Source organism: Mumia sp. (assembly GCF_028803055.1).
Classification (GTDB): Bacteria; Actinomycetota; Actinomycetes; order Propionibacteriales; family Nocardioidaceae; genus Mumia.
On sequence record NZ_JARBCJ010000021.1, the window covers coordinates 1 to 20,353 of the forward strand.

Here is a 20,353-nt window from a genome sequence, read left to right on the forward strand (position 1 = left end):
AACGACGGTAGGTGCGTCCGCTGACATGTCCGGCCGTCGGGGCGTACGGCGTGTCGCACGACGGGTTTGTGTCAGAGCGGCTGCGTAGCGTCCAGGGCATGGACGAATCCCGCGTGCTCCATCAGCAGCCGGGCCCGGCGACGGGTCACGGCGAGCTTCTGACCATCGACTGCGGTCGCTGCCTCGCCCGGCCCCAGGCATGCGGCGACTGCGTGGTGACCGCGCTGCTCGGTGCCCCCGACGAGGGCGTCAGCATCGACGCCGACGAGGGTGCCGCGCTCCAGGCGCTGAGCGCCGCCGGCCTCGTGTCTCCGCTCCGCCTCGTGACCCAGACCGACAGCGAGACCATCGACGACGTGTGAGCCTTCTCACCCAACCACCGCCGCCCGCGAGAGAGATCTGACTTTCCCACTGCTTCACGTTGATTCCCCACCCCGTTGGCGCATAGGGTGAGGCTCGCGTGTCTGAGGAGTTCTCTACCCCGGAGGGCGCAGGCACGCCGCCTAGTTCGGCCGAGATCCCCCGATCGACGCTGGAGCCGGGGACCCACGTTCCTGGGGTGAATCCGTCCGCTCGGACGGTAGGGCACGTTCTTGGCCCGAACCCGTCAGCTCACCCGGTAGGCGTCGAGAACGTGAAGGAGCCGCCGAGTGCGGAACGGCCGAAAGCTGTCGATGAGGGCAGCAGTCGCCGCCGGGTCCGGGTTGGTCCTCGCTGCCACGCTCACCGCGTCCCCCAGCGCAGCAGACCCCCAGACGCCGAGCCTGTCCGAGGCCCAGCGCAAGGTCGCCGAGCTCAGCCACGAGGCCGAGCAGGCCAACGAGCGCTTCCTCGAGCTCCGGACCGAGGTCGACGGAGCCAAGAAGCAGATCAAGAAGCTCCGGACCGACGTCAAGGCGCAGCAGGCTGAGGTCGAGGACGTCCGCAACGCCCTCGCCAAGACCGTCACCGAGCGGTTGTCGAGCTCCCCGATGGGCCCGACCACCCAGCTGCTCGCGAGCGACGATGTCGACGAGTTCCTGGAGGGCCTGACGGCGCTCCAGTCCTACAACAGCACCCAGGCCGACCGGCTGGCCGCCTTCGAGCGCGAGGCCGGAGAGCTCAAGGTCCGCCGTGAGCAGCTCTCCTCCAAGCTCGAGATCATCTCGGAGTCGCAGAAGGAGATGACCAAGCAGAAGGCCAAGCTCGACGATCGCGTCACCAAGGCCGAGGCTCTCGTCGCGAGCCTGACTCCTGCTGAGCGCGAAGAGGTCTACGACAACGACCACGGTGGTCCGAGCCGCAGCGAAGACCGTCCGTCGACCAGCGCCCCGAAGGTGAACGCGTCCGGGCGGGCCAAGAAGGCGATCGACTTCGCGATGGCGCAGCTGGGCGAGCCCTACTCCTACGGTTCTGCGGGCCCCGGCAGCTGGGACTGCTCGGGCCTGACGATGAAGGCGTTCGGCGCGGCCGGCGTGTCGCTCCCGCATTCGTCCTCCGCGCAGTCCGGGATGGGCTCCTCGGTGTCGCGGTCGTCGATGAGCCCGGGCGACCTGGTGTTCTACTACAGCCCGGTCAGCCACGTCGGCATCTACATCGGCAACGGCAAGCTGATCCACGCCCCGCGTCCCGGGCGCAGCGTCGAGATCGTCTCGGTGGACGTCATGCCGGTCAGCGGAGTGCGTCGCGTCGGCTGATCGCCTCCGCTCCGTACGAAGAGCCACGACCCGTCTCGGGTCGTGGCTCTTCTGCGTACGACGTGCGGCCACCGCTGGGCAGCAGCTCCGAACCCTCACGGACGACAGCAGCCCCCAGCGCGTGTGCGCCGGGGGCTGCTGTCTGCGTGGGGTTGAGGCCTAGCCGTACAGGGCCTCGACGTCGTCGCGGTGCTCACGCATCACGACGTTGCGCTTGAGCTTGAGGGTCGGTGTGATCTGGCCGCCCTCCTCGGTCCAGTCCTTGGCGAGGACCCGGAACTTGCGGATCGCCTCCGCTCGGGACACGTGGGAGTTGGCCTCGTCCACCGCGGTCTGCACGGCCGCCAGCACGTCGGGATCGTCAGCGAGCTGCTCGATCGGCGTATCAGCCGGCTTGCCGTGGTTCTCGAGCCACGAGCCGATCGACTCCTGGTCGAGCGTGATGAGTGCGCCGACGAAGGGCTTGCCTTCGCCCACGACCACCGCCTGGCTCACCAGGACGTGCGCCCGGATGCGGTCCTCGAGGACCGCGGGCACGACGTTCTTGCCGCCGGCGGTGACGATGATCTCCTTCTTGCGGCCCGTGATGGAGATGAAGCCGTCGGAGTCGATCTCACCGATGTCACCGGTGTGGAACCAGCCGTCCTCATCGAACGCGGCCGCCGTCGCCTCCGGCGCGTTCCAGTAACCCCGGAACACCTGTCCGCCGCGGAACAGCAGCTCGCCGTCATCGGCGACCCGGACCTCGGTGCCCGGCAGAGGGCGCCCGACGGTGCCGATCTTGGAGTCGCCGGCGAGGTTCGCCGCGAGCGCGGCCGTGGTCTCGGTGAGGCCGTACCCCTCGATCACCGGGATGCCGATGCCCGAGAAGAAGTGCGCGAGCCGCTCGCCCAGCGGAGCGCCGCCGGAGATCGCGTGCTCGACGTGCCCGCCCATGGCGTCGCGAAGCTTGGCGTAGACCAGCCGGTCGAACAGCGTGTGCTTCGCCTTGAGGACCGGGCCGATGCGCTTGCCGCTCTCGCGCGCCCGGCTGTAGGCGATCGCCGTCGAGGTCGCGACGTCGAAGATCTTGCCCTTGCCGGACGCGTGGGCGTTCTGGCTGGCGCCGTTGTAGATCTTCTCGAACACGCGTGGGACAGCCAGGAGGAACGTCGGCTTGATCTCCGCCAGCTCGGGGAGGAGGTTCTTGACGTCCGGGGAGTGCGAGAGCTTCGCGCCTGCCCGGATGGAGCCGACCTCGACGATGCGGGCGAAGACGTGCGCCAGCGGCAGGAAGAGCAGCGTCACGGAGTTGTCGTGGAACAGCTCAGGAAGCACGTCGATGACGTCGCCGAGCTCGAACATGAAGTTGGCGTGCGTGATCTCTGCGCCCTTGGGGCGTCCGGTCGTGCCGGAGGTGTAGATGATCGTGGCGAGGTCCGACGGAGCCACGGCGTCACGACGGGCGGCAAGGTCGGCGTCGGAGATGACGGCACCCGACGCGGCGAGAGTGTCCAGACCGGAGTCGATGACCCACACGTTCTTGAGGTCGGTGAGATCGGTGCCGGACGCCGCGACCCGCTCCGCGTGCTCCTCGTTCTCCACGACGCAGCCCACCGCGGCGGAGTCGGACAGGATCCACGAGATCTGCTCGACCGACGAGGACTCGTAGATGGGGACGGAGACGGCACCGATCCACCACAGCGCGTAGTCGACCTGCGTCCACTCGTAGCGCGTGCGGGAGAGGAGACCGACACGATCTCCCGGCGCGACTCCGGCGGCGACGAACCCCTTGGCGAGGGAGACGACCTCGTCGCGGAACTGCGCGATGGTGACGTCGGTCCAGGCGCCGGAGACCCTGCGCTGGAAGGCGACCCGGTCAGGGTCCTCGTCAACCCGCACCAGGATGTCGTTGGTGATGCTGCCCGTCTCTGGGACCTGGTACGTGGCTGGGGTCGCGTAGGTACGCACTCTGCCTCCGATCGAGTGATCTGGGTACGCCGACACGACGTACTCCCCCTGGGGCAGGTTACATTCACCACTCGGAGCACCTGCGAAGGAGACCTCGATGCCGGCGGTGGACGTGATCGACCAGACGTACGCGCCCGTGCCGCAGCGCCAGTTGCGCGAGGTTCTCTGCGCGGAGTCCGGCTGGTCCGAGGTGCTGCCCGGCCTGGAGCTGCGGTGCTTCGAGGACCGGGGCGACCGCGGCAAGCGCTGGAGCGTGAGCGGCACGCTCGACGGGACGGCCGAGGTGTGGCTGGAGCAGGCGCCCGAGGGGACGATCGTGCACCTGTTCCTGCAGGCGGACCCGAGCGCGCCGGGGATGTCGACGCAGGGCGCCCGGCGGATGGAGCGCGACGTACGGGAGCGCTTGAAGCGATGGGTGACCCAGGTCCGGGACACTCTCGACGTCGGACGGCCCGTCGGGGAGCCGCCCGCCACAGCGCAGCGCGGGGCTGCCCCGACCGAGGACGTCCGGGATGCGCGATAGGGTCGGCCGCAGCACCGACGACCAGGAGGGCTCTGGATGACTGACCAGACGACCAGCGACATCGTGGTCGACGCCGATCCCGGCGTCATCATGGCGGTCATCGCCGACTTCGCGTCGTACCCCTCGTGGGCGACGGGGGTGAAAGAGGCGCGGGTCGTGGAGCTCGACGAGTTCCGGGCACGCCCCACCGAGGTGCAGTTCGTCCTCGACGCCACGCCGATCCGCGACACCTACACCCTCGGCTACACCTGGGACGGCGACCGTGAGGTCGACTGGCGAGTCACCGAGCCGGGGTCCATGGTCACGGGCATGGACGGGGCCTACGTCCTCGAACCCCTCGAGGACGGGCGGACCCGCGTCACCTACCGTCTCGCTGTCGAGGTCTCCATCCCGCTGCTGGGGATGCTCCGTCGCAAGGCGGAGAAGGTCATCATCGAGACAGCTCTCAAGGGCCTCAAGAAGCGCGTCGAGTCATCCGAGGTGTGACCGGGACGACGTGGCGAGGCGCGGGTCTCGATAGGATCTGACGACCGCGCTCGCACGTCCCCAGGTTCTCTGCACGAGGAGAGGCATGACCGAACACACCGGCGACGACCATGTCGGCACCCTCGCGCAGGAGGCCCTCAAGCTCGCTCGCGTGCTCGCCGACCAGGCGTCGCAGGGCCGGCGAGGAGCCGACGACACCTCGTCGGCCGAGCATCGTCCCGAGACCTGCGACTCCTGCCCCCTGTGCCAGCTCATGACAGTCGTGCGTCACGCGCGCCCCGAGGTGGCCGACCACCTGACGTCGGCCCTGGCCTCGCTCACCCTCGCCGCGCGTGGTGTGGTGGACGCGTGGGCGCAGACGCGTCCGCCGCACGCGTCCGGGCGGGCGGCCGCCGACGGGCCGGCGGACAGGGACGGGGAGGACGAGCCATGGGGCTGACGGTCGGCGTCGACATCGGCGGCACCAAGATCGCTGTGGGTGTCGTCGACGTGGACGGCACCGTCATCGCTCACGACCAGCTGGAGACGCCGGCGACGGACCCCACCCTCATCGGGGACGCCGTCGGCCGGTCCGTCAACGCCCTCAAGCGAGACCACCAGGTGGAGGCCGTCGGTGTGGGCGCCGCCGGGTTCGTCGACGCCGCGCGGCGCTCCGTGCTGTTCGCCCCCAACATCAAGTGGATCGACGAACCGCTCGCCGACCGCCTCGAAGACCTCATCGACCTTCCCGTGGTGATCGAGAACGACGCCAACGCCGCGGCGTGGGGCGAGTTCCGGTTCGGGGCGGGGGCCGACGTCGACGACATGCTCCTCGTCACGGTCGGCACCGGCATCGGTGGCGGGATCATCCAGGGTGGACGCCTGGACCGGGGCGCGTTCGGCGTCGCCGGTGAGATCGGTCACCTGCGGATGGTCCCCGCCGGGATCCGGTGCGGCTGCGGCCAGTACGGGTGCTGGGAGCAGTACGCCTCAGGCCGCGCGCTGGTGCGCGAGACCCGCGACCGGATCAGTGCGGGGATGGCGCAGGCGCAGCCGCTGGCCGCGCTGATCGACGGTGACGTCACGCGGATCACGGGGCAGATGGTGACCGAGCAGGCCCAGAAGGGCGACCCTCTGGCCATCGAGCTCATCGCCGACGTCGGCCGGTGGCTCGGAGAGGGCATCGCGTCGCTGGCGGCGGTCATCGACCCGAGCGTGGTCGCAATCGGCGGTGGTGTCGCCAAGGCAGGGGCGTTGTTGCTCGAGCCCGCGCACGCGTCGTTCCTCCGTACGCTCTCGGCCCCGGTCTATCGTCCGCAGGCGACGCTGCGGCCCGCGAGCCTGGGCAACGACGCCGGCATGATCGGTGCCGCCGACCTCGCTCGCGCGCGGTGACGAGGCACGATGGCTGAGCGGCTCTCGATCGGGATCGACATCGGTGGCACTCGGGTCAAGGCCGGTGTGGTGGACCTCGACGGTCATGTCCTGGCACGTCTGAGCCGGGACACGCCGACGAGCAGCCCGATGGCGGTCCTCGACGCGATCGCGGACATCGTGGCGACGCTACGACGGCACCACTACGTCACCTCCGTCGGCATCGGCGCGGCGGGCTTCGTCGACGCGACGCAGTCCACCGTGCTCTTCTCCCCGCACCTGGCGTGGCGGCACGAGCCGCTGCGGGACGCGGTGCAGCGGCGTACGGGGCTGTCGGTCCTGGTGGACAACGACGCCAACGCCGCCGGCTGGGCGGAGTGGCGGTTCGGTGCCGCCCAGAACGAGGAGTACATGGTCTGTCTCACCCTCGGCACCGGCATCGGCGGGGCGCTGGTGATCGACGGGCGACCGCACCGCGGCCGGTACGGCATCGCGGGGGAGTTCGGGCACATGATCGTCGTGCCGGACGGCCGGGCGTGCGAGTGCGGCAACCACGGCTGCCTCGAGCAGTACGCGAGCGGCAACGCGCTGATCCGGGACGCACGCGAGGCGATGGATCGCGGCGACGACTACGGCAAGCGGCTGCTGGAGCGCCTCGACGGTGACCCGGACCAGGTGAGCGGGCTGGTGGTGTCGGAGCTGGCGCGTGACGGGGACGAAGACGCTCTGCGGTGCTTGGAGGACGTCGGCGCGTGGCTCGGGATCGGCATCGCCAACCTGGCGGCTGCGTTCGACCCGGCGTTGTTCGTGATCGGCGGGGGAGTCTCCGACGCCGACGAGCTGTTGCTCGAGCCTGCGCGCGAGTCGTTCCGGAGGACGCTCACCGGTCGAGGCTTCCGCCCGGAGGCGTTGATCGTGCGCGCCCACCTCGGCAACGACGCGGGCATGATCGGCGCGGCCGACATGGCCCGCTCGGTGCGTCGTCGTGCACGGCGGGGGCGGCGTCGCCGGCCTCGCGCCGAGGGCTCGCTGGTGCGGCTCAGCGGTCGACGAGGGTGAGCTCGAACGCATAGAGGTCGGGGCGGTAGGCGTGCTCGCCGTACTCGACCGCACGCCCGGCGTCGTCGTACGCCGTGCGCTGCATCGTGAGGAGGGGCGCCCCCCTGCGCTCGCCGAGGAGCCGCGACTCCCGCGCGTCGGCGCGACGGGCGCCGATCCGTTGCTTGGCGACCCGCATCCAGATCCCGGCGCGGCGCAGTGCCGCGTACAGGCCGTTGTCGGCCAGGTCGACCGCGGCGAGGTCGAGCAGCGAGGCGGGGAGCAGGTTCTGCATGAGCGCGAGTGGCTCGTCGCCGATGTAGCGGACCCGCTCGAGCGACCAGACCGGGCTGCCCGGCTCCAGCTGGAGGGCGCGCGCACTCTCCTCGCTCGCCTCGAGGCGAGCGAGGCTCAGCACCTCCGTACGGGGGGCCTGCCCGGCCGCGGTCAGGTCGTCGTGCAGGCTCGTGAGCTCGACCGAACGGCTGACCCTGCCGTGCACCACCTGCGTCCCGACGCCTCGCTTGCGGACGAGCATGCCCTTGTCGACGAGCACCTGGATCGCCGGGCGGACCGTGGGGCGCGAGAGTCCGAGCCGGTCGGCGAGGACGAGCTCGTTGTCCAGCTTGTCGCCGGGTGCGAGCGTGCCGCTGACGATCGCACCCTCGAGCTGCTCGGCCATCTGGAAGTAAAGAGGGACCGGGCTCGAGCGGTCCAGCGAGATCTCCGGCCGCGCACCCATGCGAGCACTATAGGGGCGGGGGCGGCCACTAGGTCTATATGTCCGGACAAATCGTTGACAGTCGATTGTGCCCCACGTCACACTGACGGATCAGGTGAAGCATCGACGGAGGCGGGTGACGATGGAGCGTGGCCGCATCGCGGGTGCCCCGATCTCGTGGGGTGTGAGCGAGGTCGACGGGTGGGGGTTCCAGCTGCCGGTGGAGCGGGTGCTCGAGGAGATGAGCCGGCTGGGCCTGACGGCGACCGAGTTCGGCCCCGAGGGCTGGCTGCCACGGGAGCCGGCGACCAGGGCACGGACGCTGGGTGAGCACGGGCTGACGGCGGTCGGCGGATTCCTTCCGGTGGTGCTCCACGACGCCGGTCACGACCCGGCGCCCGAGCTCGACGCCTTCGCCGACGCCTGCGTCGCTGCCGGCGCGATGGTCGTCGTCCTTGCCGCCGCCACGGGCGTGACCGGGTACGACGCGCGCCCGGAGCTGACCGACGAGCAGTGGCGCACGCTCTGCGTGAACCTCGATGTTCTCGATGACCGTGTCCGGGCGCGCGGTCTGAGCCTCGCGCTCCACCCGCACGTGGGCACGGTGGTCGAGAGGGCTGAGGACGTGGGGACGGTCATGGCCCGGTCACGGGTGGCGCTGTGCCTCGACACCGGTCACCTGATGGCGGCGGGTGTCGACCCGCTGCCGCTGGCCAAGGTGCACGCCGAGCGGGTGAGGCACGTGCACCTCAAGGACGTCGACGCGCGGCTCGCGACCGAGGTCCACGAAGGCTCCGTCTCCTTCAGCGAGGCCGTCCGCGGTGGTCTCTTCCGCCCGCTCGGTCGCGGCGACGTCGACGTCGTCGGGCTCGTCACCACGCTCGAGGAGCGCGGCTACGACGGCTGGTACGTCCTCGAGCAGGACGTGATGCTCGACGGTGACCCGACGGGGGACGGACCCCTCGAGGACGTGCGCACGAGCCTTGCCTACCTCGAAGGGCTCGCCTCGTGACCGGCTTCGAGGTGCTCACGATGGGCCGGGTCGGTGTCGACGTCTATCCGGAGCAGATCGGGGTCGGTCTCGACGAGGTGACGTCGTTCGCCAAGTTCCTCGGCGGAAGCCCGACCAACGTCGCCGTCGCTGCATCCCGGCTCGGGCGCCGGGCGGCGGTGATCACCCGCACCGGCGAGGACCCCTTCGGCCGGTTCGTCCACCGCGCGCTCGACGGCTTCGGCGTCGACGACCGGTTCGTGACGGCCGTGGCGGGCCTGCCGACCCCGGTCACGTTCTGCGAGATCTTCCCGCCGGACGACTTCCCGCTCTACTTCTACCGCCTCCCCACCGCGCCCGACCTGCAGATCCGCGCCGACGAGCTCGACCTGGACGCGGTGCGTGCGGCTGATGTCTTCTGGGTCACCGGCACCGGTCTCGCCGAGGAGCCGAGCCGGGAAGCGACCCTGGCCGCGCTCGAGGCACGAGGCAGGCGCGGCGTCACCGTCCTCGACCTGGACTACCGGTCGATGTTCTGGTCGTCGGCCGCGGAGGCGACCGCGCAGGTGGCGCGAGCGCTGCCGTACGTCACGGTGGCCGTCGGCAACCGCGAGGAGTGTCAGGTCGCGGTCGGCGAGTCCGACCCCGAGTCCGCGGCGAAGGCTCTGCGCGACGCCGGGGTGGACCTGGCCGTCGTCAAGCAGGGCCCGGCCGGCGTGCTCGGGTCGGACCGGCGCGAGCACGTGGTGGTGCCGCCGGTCCCCGTGGACGTCGTCAACGGACTGGGGGCCGGTGACGCCGTCGGTGGCGCCCTCTGCCACGGGTTGCTGGCGGGCTGGGACCTGCGCCGGACGCTGGAGTTCGCCAACGCCGCCGGCGCGTACGTCGCCGGTCAGCTCGCGTGTGCCGATGCGATGCCGGACGTCGACCAGGTGACGACGATGCTCGGACGAGCCGCGTGAGCGCGCGCGTGACCGACGCCGCCGTCGCCGACCTCGTCGACGCGCGGGTCCGCGACCCCGACCGGATCGCGCGGCTCGCCCGCGGCCGGAGGCGACCGGAGGGCTTGACCGGCCAGACCGGGCGGCTCCTGCTCGTCGCTGCCGACCACCCTGCCCGCGGTGCACTGCGCGCCGGAGACGAGCCGCTGGCCATGGGGGACCGGGCCCGCCTGCTGGACCGGATCGTGAGGGCGCTCGACCGTCCTGGTGTGGACGGATTCCTCGGCACCGCCGACCTCGTCGACGACCTGCTCCTCCTGGGCGCTCTCGAGGGCAAGGTGGTGCTCGGGTCGATGAACCGCGGCGGTCTCGCCGGCACGAGCTTCGAGATCGACGACCGCTTCACCGGGTACGAGGCTGCGGCGATCGACCGGGCAGGTCTCCAGGGTGGCAAGATGCTGCTGCGCATCGACCCGACGGACCCCGCTACCGTGCGGACGATGGAAGCCTGCGCACGTGCGGTCGACGACCTCGCCGCCCACGGGCTCGCGGCGATGGTCGAGCCGTTCATCTCCCACCGAGACGACCGGGGCCGGGTCCGCAACGACCTCACGACCGAGGCTGTGGTGCGCGCGGCCTCGGTCGCCGCGGGTCTCGGCGGGACCTCCGCGCGGACGTGGCTGAAGCTCCCGGTCGTCGACGACATGGAGTCGGTCCTCGCCGCGACCACGCTGCCGGTGGTGCTCCTCGGCGGCGAGGTGTCGGCCGACCAGGGGGCTCAGTTCGCAGCCTGGTCCAAGGCTCTGACCAGCCCGCAGGTGCGCGGGATGGTCGTGGGTCGCTCGCTCCTCTATCCCCCCGACGGCGACGTGGAGGCCGCCGTGGACGCGACGGTGGAGATGATCGCCCGATGAGCCGTCATGTGCTGCACAGCGCTGCCGAAGGCTCGACCGCCCTCGAGGTCACGCCGGAGGTGGCGGGGTGGGAGTTCAGCGGGCTGCGGGTGCTGCGGCTGGCCGCAGGCGAGTCGTACGGCGCCGCCACCGACGACACCGAGGTCCTCGTGCTGTCGCTGGCGGGCTCCTGCCGGGTCCGTTGCGGGGACCAGGTGCACGTCGTCGCCGGACGGCCCGACGTCTTCACCGGACCGAGCGACTTCGTGTACGTGCCTCGGGGGGCGGACTTCGAGGTCGTGAGCGAGGAGGGCGGCCGGTTCGCGCTGGCCTCGGCGCGGTGCGACCGTACTCTCGCGTTCCGGCAGCAACCTGCGGTCGACGTGCCCGTCGAGCTGCGTGGCGCGGGCCACGCCAGCCGGCAGGTCCACAACCTCTGCCTGCCGGGCACCTTCGAGGCCGACAGGCTGATCGTGTGCGAGGTGCTCACTCCAGGAGGCAACTGGTCGTCCTACCCGCCGCACAAGCACGACGAGGACGGGGACGGTGAGAGTGCGCTGGAGGAGATCTACTACTTCGAGGTCGCCGACGGCCCGCACGGGGCGGGTTTCGGCTACCAGCGCGTGTACGGGCACGACGGTGCGGACATCGACGTCCTCGCCGAGGTGCGCTCGGGCGACGCGGTCCTCATCCCGTACGGCTGGCACGGCCCGTCGATGGCGGCACCCGGCTACGACCTCTACTACCTCAACGTGATGGCGGGCCCCGGTCACGAGCGGGCGTGGCTCATCAGCGATGATCCCCAGCACGCCTGGGTGCGCGACACGTGGACGACGCAGCCGGTCGATCCCCGGCTCCCGATGGGAGGACCCCGATGACCACGACCCGACTGACCGTCGCCCAGGCCGTCGTCCGTTTCCTGGAGGTGCAGCACGTCGAACGCGACGGTGCCGAGAACGCCTTCTTCGCAGGGTGCTGGGGCATCTTCGGGCACGGCAACGTCGCCGGCATCGGGGAGGCTCTGCTCGAGCGGGAGCTGTCGGACGACCCGGGACGGTTGCGCTACCTCCAGGGCCGCAACGAGCAGGCGATGGTCCACGCGAGCGTCGCCTACGCCCGCCAGCGCGACCGGCTGGCCGCGTTCGCGGTGACGGCGTCGGTCGGGCCGGGCTCGACGAACATGGTCACCGGTGCGGCGCTCGCCACGATCAACCGACTGCCGGTGCTGCTGCTCCCGGGCGACGTGTTCGCGACCCGGGTCGCCAACCCCGTCCTCCAGGAGCTCGAGGACCCGGCCAGCATGACGGCGTCGGTCAACGACGCACTCCGCCCGGTCTCGCGCTACTGGGACCGCATCGAGCGCCCCGAGCAGCTCCCGTCCGCGCTGCTGGCCGCGATGCGGGTCCTCACCGACCCCGCCGACACCGGAGCGGTCACGCTCTGCCTGCCCCAGGACGTCCAGGCCGAGGCGTACGACTGGCCCGAGGCGCTGTTCGACCGGCGGGTGTGGCATGTCGCCCGGCCGGTGCCGGAGGCCGCGGCCGTCGAGCGGGCCGCCGCCCTCGTCCGGTCGGCGCGGCGACCGCTGCTCGTCGCCGGCGGCGGCGTCATCTACTCCGGTGCCGACGGTGCGCTCCGCCACTTCGCGGAGGCCACCGGCATCCCGGTCGCCGAGACCCAGGCGGGCAAGGGGTCCCTGCCGTACGACCACCCGCAGGCCGTCGGGGCGATCGGTGCGACCGGGAGCGATGCCGCCGACGCTCTCGCCAACGAGGCCGACGTCGTCATCGGGGTCGGCACCCGGTGGAGCGACTTCACCACGGCCTCCCGGACGGTGTTCGCGCGTCCCGAGGTGCGCTTCGTGAACCTCAACGTGGCGAGCGTCGACGCTCACAAGCAGTCCGGGCTCGCGCTCGTCGCCGATGCCCGCGCCGGTCTGGAGGCGCTCGGGGTCGCGCTGGAGGGGTGGCGGGCGCCGGCGGAGCACACCAGCGAGGCGACGGAGCGCGCCCGCGCGTGGGATGCCGTCGTCGAGGCGGCGTACGCGGTCGAGAACGAGCCGTTGCTCGCGCAGTCGGCCGTGATCGGCGCTGTCAATGACGGCACGGACCCGCGCGACGTGGTGGTGTGCGCGGCGGGGTCCATGCCGGGTGACCTCCACAAGCTGTGGCGTACGCGCGACCGCAAGGGCTACCACGTGGAGTACGGCTTCTCGTGCATGGGATACGAGATCGCGGGCGGTCTCGGGGTGAAGCTGGCGGCCGACGACACCGGTGATCCGCGCGACGTGGTGGTGATGGTCGGGGACGGCTCGTACCTCATGATGGGGACCGAGCTGGTCACTGCGGTCGCGGAGGATGTCAAGATCATCGTCGTGCTCGTACAGAACCACGGCTTCGCCTCGATCGGTGCGCTGTCGGAGTCGCTCGGCTCGCAGCGCTTCGGCACGCGGTACCGCTATCGGACGCCTACCGGCCTCGACGGCGAGCGTCTTCCGGTCGACCTGGCCGCCAACGCCGCGTCGCTGGGGGCCGACGTGATCGTGGCCAAGGGCCTCGACGACCTCAGGGCGGCGCTGCGCAGCGCGAAGGCGTCGGAGCGTACGACCGTGATCCACGTCGAGACCGATCCGCTCGTCCCGGCGCCGGACAGTCCGGCCTGGTGGGACGTCCCCGTCTCGGAGGTGTCGACCCTCGACACGACCCGGGCCGCCCGAACCACGTACGAGCAGCACAAGGCGGCCCAGCGCCACCATCTCGGGACCATCACAGAACAGCAAGGAGATCGCCAGTCATGAACAAACTCAGGCTCCTCGGAGTCGTCGCGGCGTCAGCGCTGACGCTGACCGCGTGCAGCGGTACGGGCCAGGACGACGGCGCGTCAGACAACAAGAAGGACTTCACCTACGCCGTCATCACGCACTCCAGCTCGGGCGACGCTTTCTGGGACCGGGTGAAGTCCGGGGGCGAGCAGGCCGCGGACGACTACGGAGTCACCGTCCGCTACGAGAGCGATCCCGACCCGGCCGGCCAGGCGCAGAAGATCGACGGCGCGGTCGCCGACAAGGTCGACGGCATCGTCGTCTCGATGGCCAACCCCGACGGCCTGGAGACGGCCATCAAGGGAGCCGTCAGCGCCGGTATCCCGGTCGTCACGATCAACTCCGGCGTCGACCGGTTCCAGGAGTTCGGCGCGATCACCCACATCGGTCAGAGCGAGGCCATCGCCGGCAAGGCCGTGGGGGAGCGGCTCAAGTCCGAGGGCCTCAAGAACGTCGTGTGCGTGATCCAGGAGGCCGGCAACGTCGGTCTCGAGGAGCGGTGCAAGGCCGTCAACGAGACGCTCGGCGGCAAGGTCGAGAACCTCCAGGTCGACGGCACCGACGACGCGGCCGTCCAGGCGAGCATCACCTCCAAGCTCCAGGCGGACTCCGCCGTCGACGGTGTGCTGACCCTCGGTGGGCAGTACGCGATCGACGCGGTCGCAGCGGTCGAGCAGTCAGGCAGTGGCGCGAAGGTCGCGACGTTCGACCTGTCCGAGGACGTCATCACCAACATCCAGGACGGCAAGATCCTCTTCGCCGTCGACCAGCAGCCGTACGTCCAGGGCTACCTCGGGGTGACCACCCTGTACCTCAAGGACCTCAACGGCAACGACCTCGGTGGTGGCCAGCCGGTCAACTCGGGACCTGCGTTCGTCACGCAGGAGAATGCCGACGACGTGCTCCAGTTCGCGAAGAACGGCACGCGCTGACAACGCCTGGTGGGGCCTCGTGAAAACGAGGCCCCACCACCCCTCTCAGCCACCGTGACAGGAGAACGACGATGGCAACGGCTACCGCACAACCAGACGAGCGGGTCGCAGCGACGGGACCGGTCGCGCGACTCCTCAAGCGCCCGGAGATCGGCGCACTGATCGCCGCGCTCGCGGTGTTCCTCTTCTTCGCCCTCACCACGGAGACGTTCGCCACTCCTGCCGGGGCCAGCACGTGGCTCCAGACCTCCTCGACGATCGGGATCATGGCGGTAGCCGTCGCACTGCTCATGATCGGCGGCGAGTTCGACCTCTCCGCCGGCGTCATGACCGGCTTCACCGGACTGACGGTCGGGGTTCTCACCACGCACTGGGGCCTCAACATCTGGGTCGCGATCCTGGTCGCGTTGGCCCTCGCGCTCGCGGTCGGCGCGCTCAACGGCTTCATGGTGATGAAGACGGGCCTGCCGAGCTTCATCGTCACGCTCGGCACGTTCTTCGTGCTCCAGGGCATCGACCTCGCCCTCGTCAAGCTCATCATCGGCCAGGTCGCCATCCAGGGGATGTCCAACGTCCCCTTCTACGACCAGCCTCACAAGATCTTCGGATCGACCGTCACCGTCGGCGGCGCCACCATCCACGTCTCGGTCTTCTGGTGGATCGCCGTCACGATCATCGCCTCGTGGGTGCTGATGAGGACCCGCGCGGGCAACTGGATCTTTGCCGTGGGCGGTGCGCAGACCGCCTCGCGACAGGTCGGCGTGCCCGTCTTCCGCACCAAGATCGGTCTCTTCATGACCACGGCCTTCGCAGGGTGGCTGGTCGGGATGCTCGTGCTGTTCCGTACCTCGACGGTCCAGAGCAACACCGGCATCGGCCAGGAGTTCATCTACATCATCTGCGCGGTCGTCGGCGGGTGTCTGCTGACCGGCGGGTACGGCTCGGCGATCGGCGCCGCCCTCGGCGCGCTGATCTACGGGATGGTGAACCAGGGCATCCCGTACTCGGGGTGGGACAGCAACTGGCTCAAGGCAGTCCTCGGCGTGATGCTCCTGGGGGCCTGCCTGATCAACAACTGGGTTCGCAAGAGGGCGGAGAACGCGCGATGAGCACAGCGAGCAGGGACGAGGCCACCAGCGACGACGTCAGCACCAGCGCTCCGCCGCCTCGAGGGACGACGATCGTCGAGGTCCGTGACATCGGCAAGCGCTACGGCAACATCATCGCGCTCAGCGACGTCTCGACCACGGTGAAGGCCGGTGAGGTGACCTGCGTCCTCGGCGACAACGGCGCGGGCAAGTCGACATTCATCAAGATCCTCGCCGGCGCCCACGAGCACAGCGAGGGGACGCTGCTCGTCGACGGCATCGCGCGGCAGTTCTCCAGCCCTCGCGCGGCTCTCAACCTCGGCATCGCCACCGTCTACCAGGACCTCGCGGTCGTGCCGCTGATGCCGGTGTGGCGCAACTTCTTCCTGGGCTCGGAGCCGACGAAGGGCCGCGGTCCGCTCAAGCGGCTCGACATCCCCGCCATGAAGCGGATCACCAAGAGCGAGCTCGGCGACATGGGGATCGACCTGCGTGACGTCGACCAGCCGATCGGCACGCTGTCAGGCGGAGAGCGGCAGTGCGTCGCGATCGCCCGCGCGGTGCACTTCGGGGCCCGCGTACTGATCCTCGACGAGCCCACCGCCGCGCTCGGGGTGAAGCAGTCCGGCGTCGTCCTGAAATACATCGCCAAGGCTCGCGAGAGGGGCCTCGGCGTCGTCTTCATCACGCACAACCCGCACCACGCCTACCCCGTGGGTGACCGCTTCGTGCTGCTGCGCCGCGGACGCAGCATGGGCGACTTTCCGAAGTCCGAGATGACGCTCGACGAGCTCACCGCGATGATGGCCGGTGGCGCCGAGCTGGAGGCGCTCAGCCACGAGCTGAGCCGCGACCTGGGTGCCGACTCCACCATCGCGCAGGAGATGAGCGCAGACGCCGCCGGTGTCGAGGCAGCGGTCGAGACGTCGCACGGCGCGACGACCGAGACGTCCCCCGGACACGGCACGTCCCCGCGCCCATGACCGACGAGCTCCGGCTCGGGATCGTCGGGTTCGGCTGGATGGGCGAGGTCCACGCGCGAGCCGTCAGCCGCCTGGCCCACCACTTCGCCGACCTACCGCGGCGCGTCCGGGTGGTCGCCGCAGCCGATCCTGCCCCCGACGACCGGCTCGGGCGGGCCGCCAGGGCTTACGGTGCCGAGGTGCTCGTGGACGACTGGCACGACCTGGTCGCCCGTGACGACGTGGACGTCGTCTCGGTGACCGGACCCAACCACGTCCACCGAGATGTCGCCGTCGCGGCGGCTCGGGCCGGCAAGCACCTGTGGGTGGAGAAGCCGGCCGGGCGGACCGCGGTCGAGACGCGCGAGATCGCTGCCGCGGCCCGAGAGGCGGGCGTCCAGGCGACCGTCGGGTTCAACTACCGCAACGCGCCCGCTGTCCAGCGCGCACGGGAGCTGGTGGCCTCGGGCCGGATCGGCGCGGTGACCCACACGACCGTCCGGTTCCTCTCCGACTACGCCGCGCACCCCGCCGGGGCGCTGACCTGGCGGTTCCGCCAGGACCTGGCCGGCAGCGGTGTGCTCGGTGACCTCGTGAGCCATGCGGTCGACCTCGCCCGTCACGTGGTCGGGGAGATCGGCGAGCTGGTCGCCGACGACGGTCGCTTCATCCCTCGGCGTCCGGCGGCTGTCGGTGCTGCGTCGCACTTCTCCCGCGGTGGTCAGGGACCGCTGCAGGAGGTCGAGAACGAGGACTACGTCTCCGCGCTGCTGCGCTTCGCCGACGGGTCGCGGGGCGTGCTCGAGGCGGGGAGGACCTCCGTCGGCGAGCAGTGCTCGTACGGGATCGAGGTGCACGGCGAGCGGGGTGCGCTGGCGTGGGACTTCCGCCGGATGGGCGAGCTGCGCGTCTGCCTCGACCAGGACTACCAGGACGCCTCGTACGCGACGGTGTTCGTCGGACCGGAGGACGGCGTCGTGTCCGCGTTCCAGCCCGGGGCGGGGATCGCGATGGGGTACGACGACCTGAAGGTCGTCGAGGCCCTCCGGCTCGTCGAGTCGATCGCCACCGGCACGCCGCGTGGCGCGACGATCGACGATGCGGTCGTCGCTGCCGAGATCGTCGAGGCGATGCGTGCCTCGATCGTCGAGCGACGGTGGGTGGCGCTGTGACGGGCATGCTGCGGGTCGGCGTGGTGGGTGCGGGGGCGATGGGTGCCGACCACGTCCGTACCCTCACCACGACGGTCCCGGGCGTTGCCGTCACCCAGGTCTACGACCGCGACACCGACCGTGCCGAGCAGGTCGCCGCGGCGGCCGGGGGTGTCGCGGCGCGGTCCGCCGAGGAGCTGATCGCCTCCGACGAGGTGGACGCCGTGGTGGTCGCCTCCCCGGATGCGACCCACGCCGATCTGGTCCTGGCCTGCATCGCCGCGGGCAAGCCGGTGCTGTGCGAGAAGCCGCTCGCGGTCACCTCCGAGGAGGCGCTCGGCGTCGTCGAGGCCGAGGTGTCGGCCGGACGACGGCTGGTCCAGGTGGGGTTCATGCGTCGGTACGACCCCGGCTACAACCGCCTCAAGGCGACCGTGTCCTCGGGTGCGCTGGGTGAGGTGAGGGTGGTCCACAACGTGCACCGCAACGCCTCCAGCGCCACGAGCGCCACCGGACCGGGCATCGTCACCGGGTCGATGATCCACGAGCTCGACACCGTCCCGTGGCTGCTCGACGACGAGGTCGTCGGCATCCGGGTCGAGTCGCCGGTCAAGGACGGCCTGCCCGACCCCCAGCTGGCGACGCTGGAGATGGCCGGAGGGACACTCGCGACGGTCGAGGTGTTCGTCAACGCCGGCTACGGCTACGACGTGCGGTGCGAGGTCGTCGGCACGAGCGGGACCGCGGCGCTGACGCGCGGCGCCGACGTCAGCACCAGGATCGCCGGGGTGGAAGGAATCGTGGTCGCGAGCGACTTCGTCGTCCACTTCGCCGACGCCTACCGAATCGAGCTGTCAGCGTGGACCCGAGCCGCGCGAGCCGGCGGCGTCGACGGGCCGACCGCCTGGGACGGCTACCTCGCGAACCTCGTCGCCGAGGCCGGCGTCACCGCGTTGACGAGCGGCGTGCGGCAGGCCGTCACGCCGGTCCCGCGTCCTGACCTCTACCCCCGGCGGGCAGACTGATGAACGGGGTGCGCATCGGGCTGATCGGCGCGGGTCGTATCGGTGCTGCCCACGCCGAGACGTTGGTCCGGAGGGTGCACGGAGCCGATCTCGTCGCCGTGGCCGACCCGCGACCGGGTGCCGCGGCGGCGCTCGCGCAACCGCTGGGAGCCCGCGGGGAGACCACCGCTGAGGCGGTGACAGCCGCCGACGACATCGACGCGGTCGTCATCACCGCCTCTTCGACTGCGCACTCGGCACTGGTGGTCGCGGCGGCAGAGGCGGGCAAGCACGTGTTCTGCGAGAAGCCGGCGGGCATGACGATCGCCGAGATCGACGCCGGTGTGGCGGCGGCCTCGGCTGCAGGCGTGGTGTTCCAGGTCGGCTTCAACCGGCGCTTCGCCCGGGACTTCCGCGCGGCTCACGACGCGGTCGTCGACGGCGCCATCGGCCAGGTGCGGATGCTCCGCTCGCTGACCCGCGACGCCGGGGAAGGACCGCCCGACCCTGCTGCCGTGCCTCCGTGGACGATCTTCACCCAGACGTTGATCCATGACTTCGACATGCTCAACTGGCTCAATCCGGGTGCTCGTGCGGTCGATGTCCTCGCCACCGCCGACGCCCTCGTCGCGCCCCGGCTGAAGTCGTCCGGGCTGCTGGACTCGGCGGTCGTGGTCATCCGCTACGACAACGGCGCCATCGGCACTGCGGAGGCCAGCTTTGCTGCGGCCTACGGCTATGACGTACGGGCGGAGGTCCTGGGCTCCGCGGGGATGGTGACCGCCGGCGACGCGGCGGCCTCGTCCATGCGGCTGCACGATGCGTCCGGGCGACGTGCTGCCACCGCCCGCAGCGACGTCGCGCTGCTGGGTGACGCCTACGCCGCCGAGCTCGCCGAGCTGGTCGCCGCCGTCCAGGAGCGCCGGGCCCCCGAGGTCACCGGCGCGGACGCCCGCGCCGCGCTCGCGATCGCCGAGGCATGCATCGCCTCGATCCGCTCCGGAGGCCGGGCCGAGGTTGACCCAGGAGTCCTGGCGTGACGTTCACCCTTGCGGCCTGCGCCGAGATGGTCCATCTCGACCTGCCGCACCTCGAACGCGTGAGGAGGATCCACGACGCCGGCTTCGCCGTCGAGATCTGGGGCTGGACCGACAAGGACGCCGCGACGCTCGCCGCCACCGGCGCACGGTTCACCTCGATGACCGGCTACCTGCACGGCGACCTGACCACGCCCGAGGGAGCCGACGCCCTCCTTCGGACCGCGGCAGCGTCGATCCGGTTCGCGCACGAGATCGGCTGCCCTACCCTCAACGTCCATGGCACCGGCCTGGGCGACGGTGGCCTCCCGGTCCGGCCGGTCGAGCACGTCACGGGCGGCATGTGGCTCGCCGCCCGGCGGACCCTCGAGCGGCTCGCTGCGCTGGCCGAGGGGGAGGGCGTGACCTACGTCCTCGAGAACCTCAACACCGAGGTCGATCACCCGGGGACGCCGTTCGCACGCGCCACCGACACCCTTGCGCTCGTCCGGGAGGTGGGCAGCCCGCACCTCCGGATGAACCTGGATCTCTACCACGCCCAGATCGGCGAGGGGAACCTCGTCGATCTCGTACGGCGATCGATCCCGTACCTCGGTGAGGTGCAGGTCGCCGACGTTCCGGGACGATGCGAGCCCGGCACCGGCGAGATCCGGTGGTCCTACGTCGCCCGTGAGCTCGCGGCGGCCGGGTACGACGGGGTCGTCGCCCTGGAGGCGTGGGCCTCGGTTGACTCCGACCTCGCGCTCGAGCGCTTCCGCGACGCGTTCACGGTCGAGCACTGACCTC

The 20,353-nt window shown here is 70.9% G+C and carries 21 protein-coding genes and 1 riboswitch; of the genes, 19 read left to right on the forward strand and 2 right to left on the reverse strand.

Annotated features, from left to right (window positions below; translation table 11 throughout):
* The first annotated feature begins 98 nt into the window (after positions 1 to 98).
* Entirely contained in the window at positions 99 to 362 is a 264-nt protein-coding gene (locus tag PV363_RS03800; RefSeq protein ID WP_255559404.1) for a hypothetical protein, read from the forward strand.
* A 138-nt stretch (positions 363 to 500) separates the two neighbouring features.
* Positions 501 to 642, forward strand: a riboswitch (cyclic di-AMP (ydaO/yuaA leader).
* An 8-nt stretch (positions 643 to 650) separates the two neighbouring features.
* Positions 651 to 1,676, forward strand: coding sequence for a C40 family peptidase (locus PV363_RS03805; protein ID WP_220344346.1), 1,026 nt, complete (start codon positions 651 to 653; stop codon positions 1,674 to 1,676).
* A 159-nt stretch (positions 1,677 to 1,835) separates the two neighbouring features.
* On the opposite strand, the gene PV363_RS03810 is transcribed toward PV363_RS03805, so the two are convergent.
* On the reverse strand, positions 1,836 to 3,626 hold the full coding sequence (locus tag PV363_RS03810; RefSeq protein ID WP_220347028.1) for a long-chain fatty acid--CoA ligase: 1,791 nt from the start codon (positions 3,624 to 3,626) through the stop codon (positions 1,836 to 1,838).
* 97 nt (positions 3,627 to 3,723) lie between these two features.
* Here PV363_RS03810 and PV363_RS03815 point away from each other — a divergent pair, with 97 nt between their 5' ends.
* The 5 genes from PV363_RS03815 to PV363_RS03835 all read left to right on the forward strand — a co-directional run bounded on the left by PV363_RS03815 (position 3,724) and on the right by PV363_RS03835 (position 7,047).
* Positions 3,724 to 4,149 (forward strand): hypothetical protein, encoded by a 426-nt coding sequence (locus PV363_RS03815; RefSeq protein WP_220347029.1) that lies wholly within the window; start codon positions 3,724 to 3,726, stop codon positions 4,147 to 4,149.
* 36 nt (positions 4,150 to 4,185) lie between these two features.
* Complete coding sequence (locus PV363_RS03820) at positions 4,186 to 4,635, forward strand: SRPBCC family protein (RefSeq protein ID WP_220344349.1); 450 nt, start codon at positions 4,186 to 4,188, stop codon at positions 4,633 to 4,635.
* Between the two features lie 85 nt (positions 4,636 to 4,720).
* On the forward strand, positions 4,721 to 5,074 hold the full coding sequence (locus PV363_RS03825; protein WP_220344350.1) for a hypothetical protein: 354 nt from the start codon (positions 4,721 to 4,723) through the stop codon (positions 5,072 to 5,074).
* The gene (locus PV363_RS03830) at positions 5,065 to 6,009 is read left to right on the forward strand and encodes an ROK family glucokinase (RefSeq protein WP_220344351.1); all 945 of its coding nucleotides are present in this window, start codon (positions 5,065 to 5,067) and stop codon (positions 6,007 to 6,009) included. Before PV363_RS03825 ends, PV363_RS03830 begins: the two co-directional genes overlap by 10 nt.
* A gap of 9 nt (positions 6,010 to 6,018) precedes the next feature.
* Positions 6,019 to 7,047 (forward strand): ROK family glucokinase, encoded by a 1,029-nt coding sequence (locus tag PV363_RS03835; protein WP_220365786.1) that lies wholly within the window; start codon positions 6,019 to 6,021, stop codon positions 7,045 to 7,047.
* On the opposite strand, the gene PV363_RS03840 is transcribed toward PV363_RS03835, so the two are convergent.
* Positions 7,028 to 7,768, reverse strand: a complete 741-nt coding sequence (locus PV363_RS03840; protein ID WP_301021710.1) for a GntR family transcriptional regulator — start codon at positions 7,766 to 7,768, stop codon at positions 7,028 to 7,030. The two genes, PV363_RS03835 and PV363_RS03840, sit on opposite strands and share 20 nt — an antisense overlap.
* 121 nt (positions 7,769 to 7,889) lie before the next feature.
* Between PV363_RS03840 and PV363_RS03845 the strand changes: the two genes are divergently transcribed.
* The 12 genes from PV363_RS03845 (at position 7,890) to PV363_RS03900 (ending at position 20,349) form a co-directional block, all read left to right on the forward strand.
* Positions 7,890 to 8,759, forward strand: a complete 870-nt coding sequence (locus PV363_RS03845; RefSeq protein WP_220344354.1) for a TIM barrel protein — start codon at positions 7,890 to 7,892, stop codon at positions 8,757 to 8,759.
* Positions 8,756 to 9,700 (forward strand): 5-dehydro-2-deoxygluconokinase, encoded by a 945-nt coding sequence (gene iolC, locus PV363_RS03850; protein ID WP_301021711.1) that lies wholly within the window; start codon positions 8,756 to 8,758, stop codon positions 9,698 to 9,700. Before PV363_RS03845 ends, iolC begins: the two co-directional genes overlap by 4 nt.
* Positions 9,697 to 10,593, forward strand: a complete 897-nt coding sequence (locus tag PV363_RS03855) for an aldolase (protein WP_301021712.1) — start codon at positions 9,697 to 9,699, stop codon at positions 10,591 to 10,593. The genes iolC and PV363_RS03855 overlap by 4 nt, the downstream gene beginning before the upstream one ends.
* Positions 10,590 to 11,450, forward strand: coding sequence for a 5-deoxy-glucuronate isomerase (gene iolB, locus PV363_RS03860; protein ID WP_301021713.1), 861 nt, complete (start codon positions 10,590 to 10,592; stop codon positions 11,448 to 11,450). The genes PV363_RS03855 and iolB overlap by 4 nt, the downstream gene beginning before the upstream one ends.
* A complete protein-coding gene (gene iolD / locus PV363_RS03865) occupies positions 11,447 to 13,369 on the forward strand; it encodes a 3D-(3,5/4)-trihydroxycyclohexane-1,2-dione acylhydrolase (decyclizing) (protein ID WP_301021714.1) in 1,923 nt (640 codons plus the stop codon). Before iolB ends, iolD begins: the two co-directional genes overlap by 4 nt.
* Positions 13,366 to 14,325, forward strand: coding sequence for a sugar ABC transporter substrate-binding protein (locus PV363_RS03870; protein ID WP_220344357.1), 960 nt, complete (start codon positions 13,366 to 13,368; stop codon positions 14,323 to 14,325). Before iolD ends, PV363_RS03870 begins: the two co-directional genes overlap by 4 nt.
* Before the next feature lie 71 nt (positions 14,326 to 14,396).
* Entirely contained in the window at positions 14,397 to 15,434 is a 1,038-nt protein-coding gene (locus PV363_RS03875; protein ID WP_220344358.1) for an ABC transporter permease, read from the forward strand.
* Entirely contained in the window at positions 15,431 to 16,396 is a 966-nt protein-coding gene (locus PV363_RS03880) for an ATP-binding cassette domain-containing protein (RefSeq protein WP_301021715.1), read from the forward strand. The genes PV363_RS03875 and PV363_RS03880 overlap by 4 nt, the downstream gene beginning before the upstream one ends.
* Positions 16,393 to 17,547, forward strand: a complete 1,155-nt coding sequence (locus PV363_RS03885; protein WP_220344360.1) for a Gfo/Idh/MocA family oxidoreductase — start codon at positions 16,393 to 16,395, stop codon at positions 17,545 to 17,547. The genes PV363_RS03880 and PV363_RS03885 overlap by 4 nt, the downstream gene beginning before the upstream one ends.
* A 5-nt stretch (positions 17,548 to 17,552) precedes the next feature.
* On the forward strand, positions 17,553 to 18,551 hold the full coding sequence (locus PV363_RS03890) for a Gfo/Idh/MocA family oxidoreductase (RefSeq protein WP_301021719.1): 999 nt from the start codon (positions 17,553 to 17,555) through the stop codon (positions 18,549 to 18,551).
* Positions 18,551 to 19,570 (forward strand): Gfo/Idh/MocA family oxidoreductase, encoded by a 1,020-nt coding sequence (locus tag PV363_RS03895; protein ID WP_220347035.1) that lies wholly within the window; start codon positions 18,551 to 18,553, stop codon positions 19,568 to 19,570. The genes PV363_RS03890 and PV363_RS03895 overlap by 1 nt, the downstream gene beginning before the upstream one ends.
* Entirely contained in the window at positions 19,567 to 20,349 is a 783-nt protein-coding gene (locus tag PV363_RS03900) for a TIM barrel protein (protein ID WP_301021716.1), read from the forward strand. Before PV363_RS03895 ends, PV363_RS03900 begins: the two co-directional genes overlap by 4 nt.
* Positions 20,350 to 20,353 lie beyond the last annotated feature (4 nt).

Coding starts and splice junctions, on each gene's coding strand:
- PV363_RS03870 (WP_220344357.1), top strand. CDS start 13,366: ATGAACAAACTCAGGCTCCTCGGAGTCGTCGCGGCGTCAGCGCTGACG.
- PV363_RS03875 (WP_220344358.1), top strand. CDS start 14,397: ATGGCAACGGCTACCGCACAACCAGACGAGCGGGTCGCAGCGACGGGA.
- PV363_RS03835 (WP_220365786.1), top strand. CDS start 6,019: ATGGCTGAGCGGCTCTCGATCGGGATCGACATCGGTGGCACTCGGGTC.
- PV363_RS03830 (WP_220344351.1), top strand. CDS start 5,065: ATGGGGCTGACGGTCGGCGTCGACATCGGCGGCACCAAGATCGCTGTG.
- PV363_RS03880 (WP_301021715.1), top strand. CDS start 15,431: ATGAGCACAGCGAGCAGGGACGAGGCCACCAGCGACGACGTCAGCACC.
- iolB (WP_301021713.1), top strand. CDS start 10,590: ATGAGCCGTCATGTGCTGCACAGCGCTGCCGAAGGCTCGACCGCCCTC.
- PV363_RS03890 (WP_301021719.1), top strand. CDS start 17,553: ATGCTGCGGGTCGGCGTGGTGGGTGCGGGGGCGATGGGTGCCGACCAC.
- PV363_RS03845 (WP_220344354.1), top strand. CDS start 7,890: ATGGAGCGTGGCCGCATCGCGGGTGCCCCGATCTCGTGGGGTGTGAGC.
- PV363_RS03885 (WP_220344360.1), top strand. CDS start 16,393: ATGACCGACGAGCTCCGGCTCGGGATCGTCGGGTTCGGCTGGATGGGC.
- PV363_RS03820 (WP_220344349.1), top strand. CDS start 4,186: ATGACTGACCAGACGACCAGCGACATCGTGGTCGACGCCGATCCCGGC.
- iolD (WP_301021714.1), top strand. CDS start 11,447: ATGACCACGACCCGACTGACCGTCGCCCAGGCCGTCGTCCGTTTCCTG.
- PV363_RS03815 (WP_220347029.1), top strand. CDS start 3,724: ATGCCGGCGGTGGACGTGATCGACCAGACGTACGCGCCCGTGCCGCAG.
- PV363_RS03825 (WP_220344350.1), top strand. CDS start 4,721: ATGACCGAACACACCGGCGACGACCATGTCGGCACCCTCGCGCAGGAG.
- PV363_RS03840 (WP_301021710.1), bottom strand. CDS start 7,768: ATGGGTGCGCGGCCGGAGATCTCGCTGGACCGCTCGAGCCCGGTCCCT.
- PV363_RS03800 (WP_255559404.1), top strand. CDS start 99: ATGGACGAATCCCGCGTGCTCCATCAGCAGCCGGGCCCGGCGACGGGT.
- PV363_RS03895 (WP_220347035.1), top strand. CDS start 18,551: ATGAACGGGGTGCGCATCGGGCTGATCGGCGCGGGTCGTATCGGTGCT.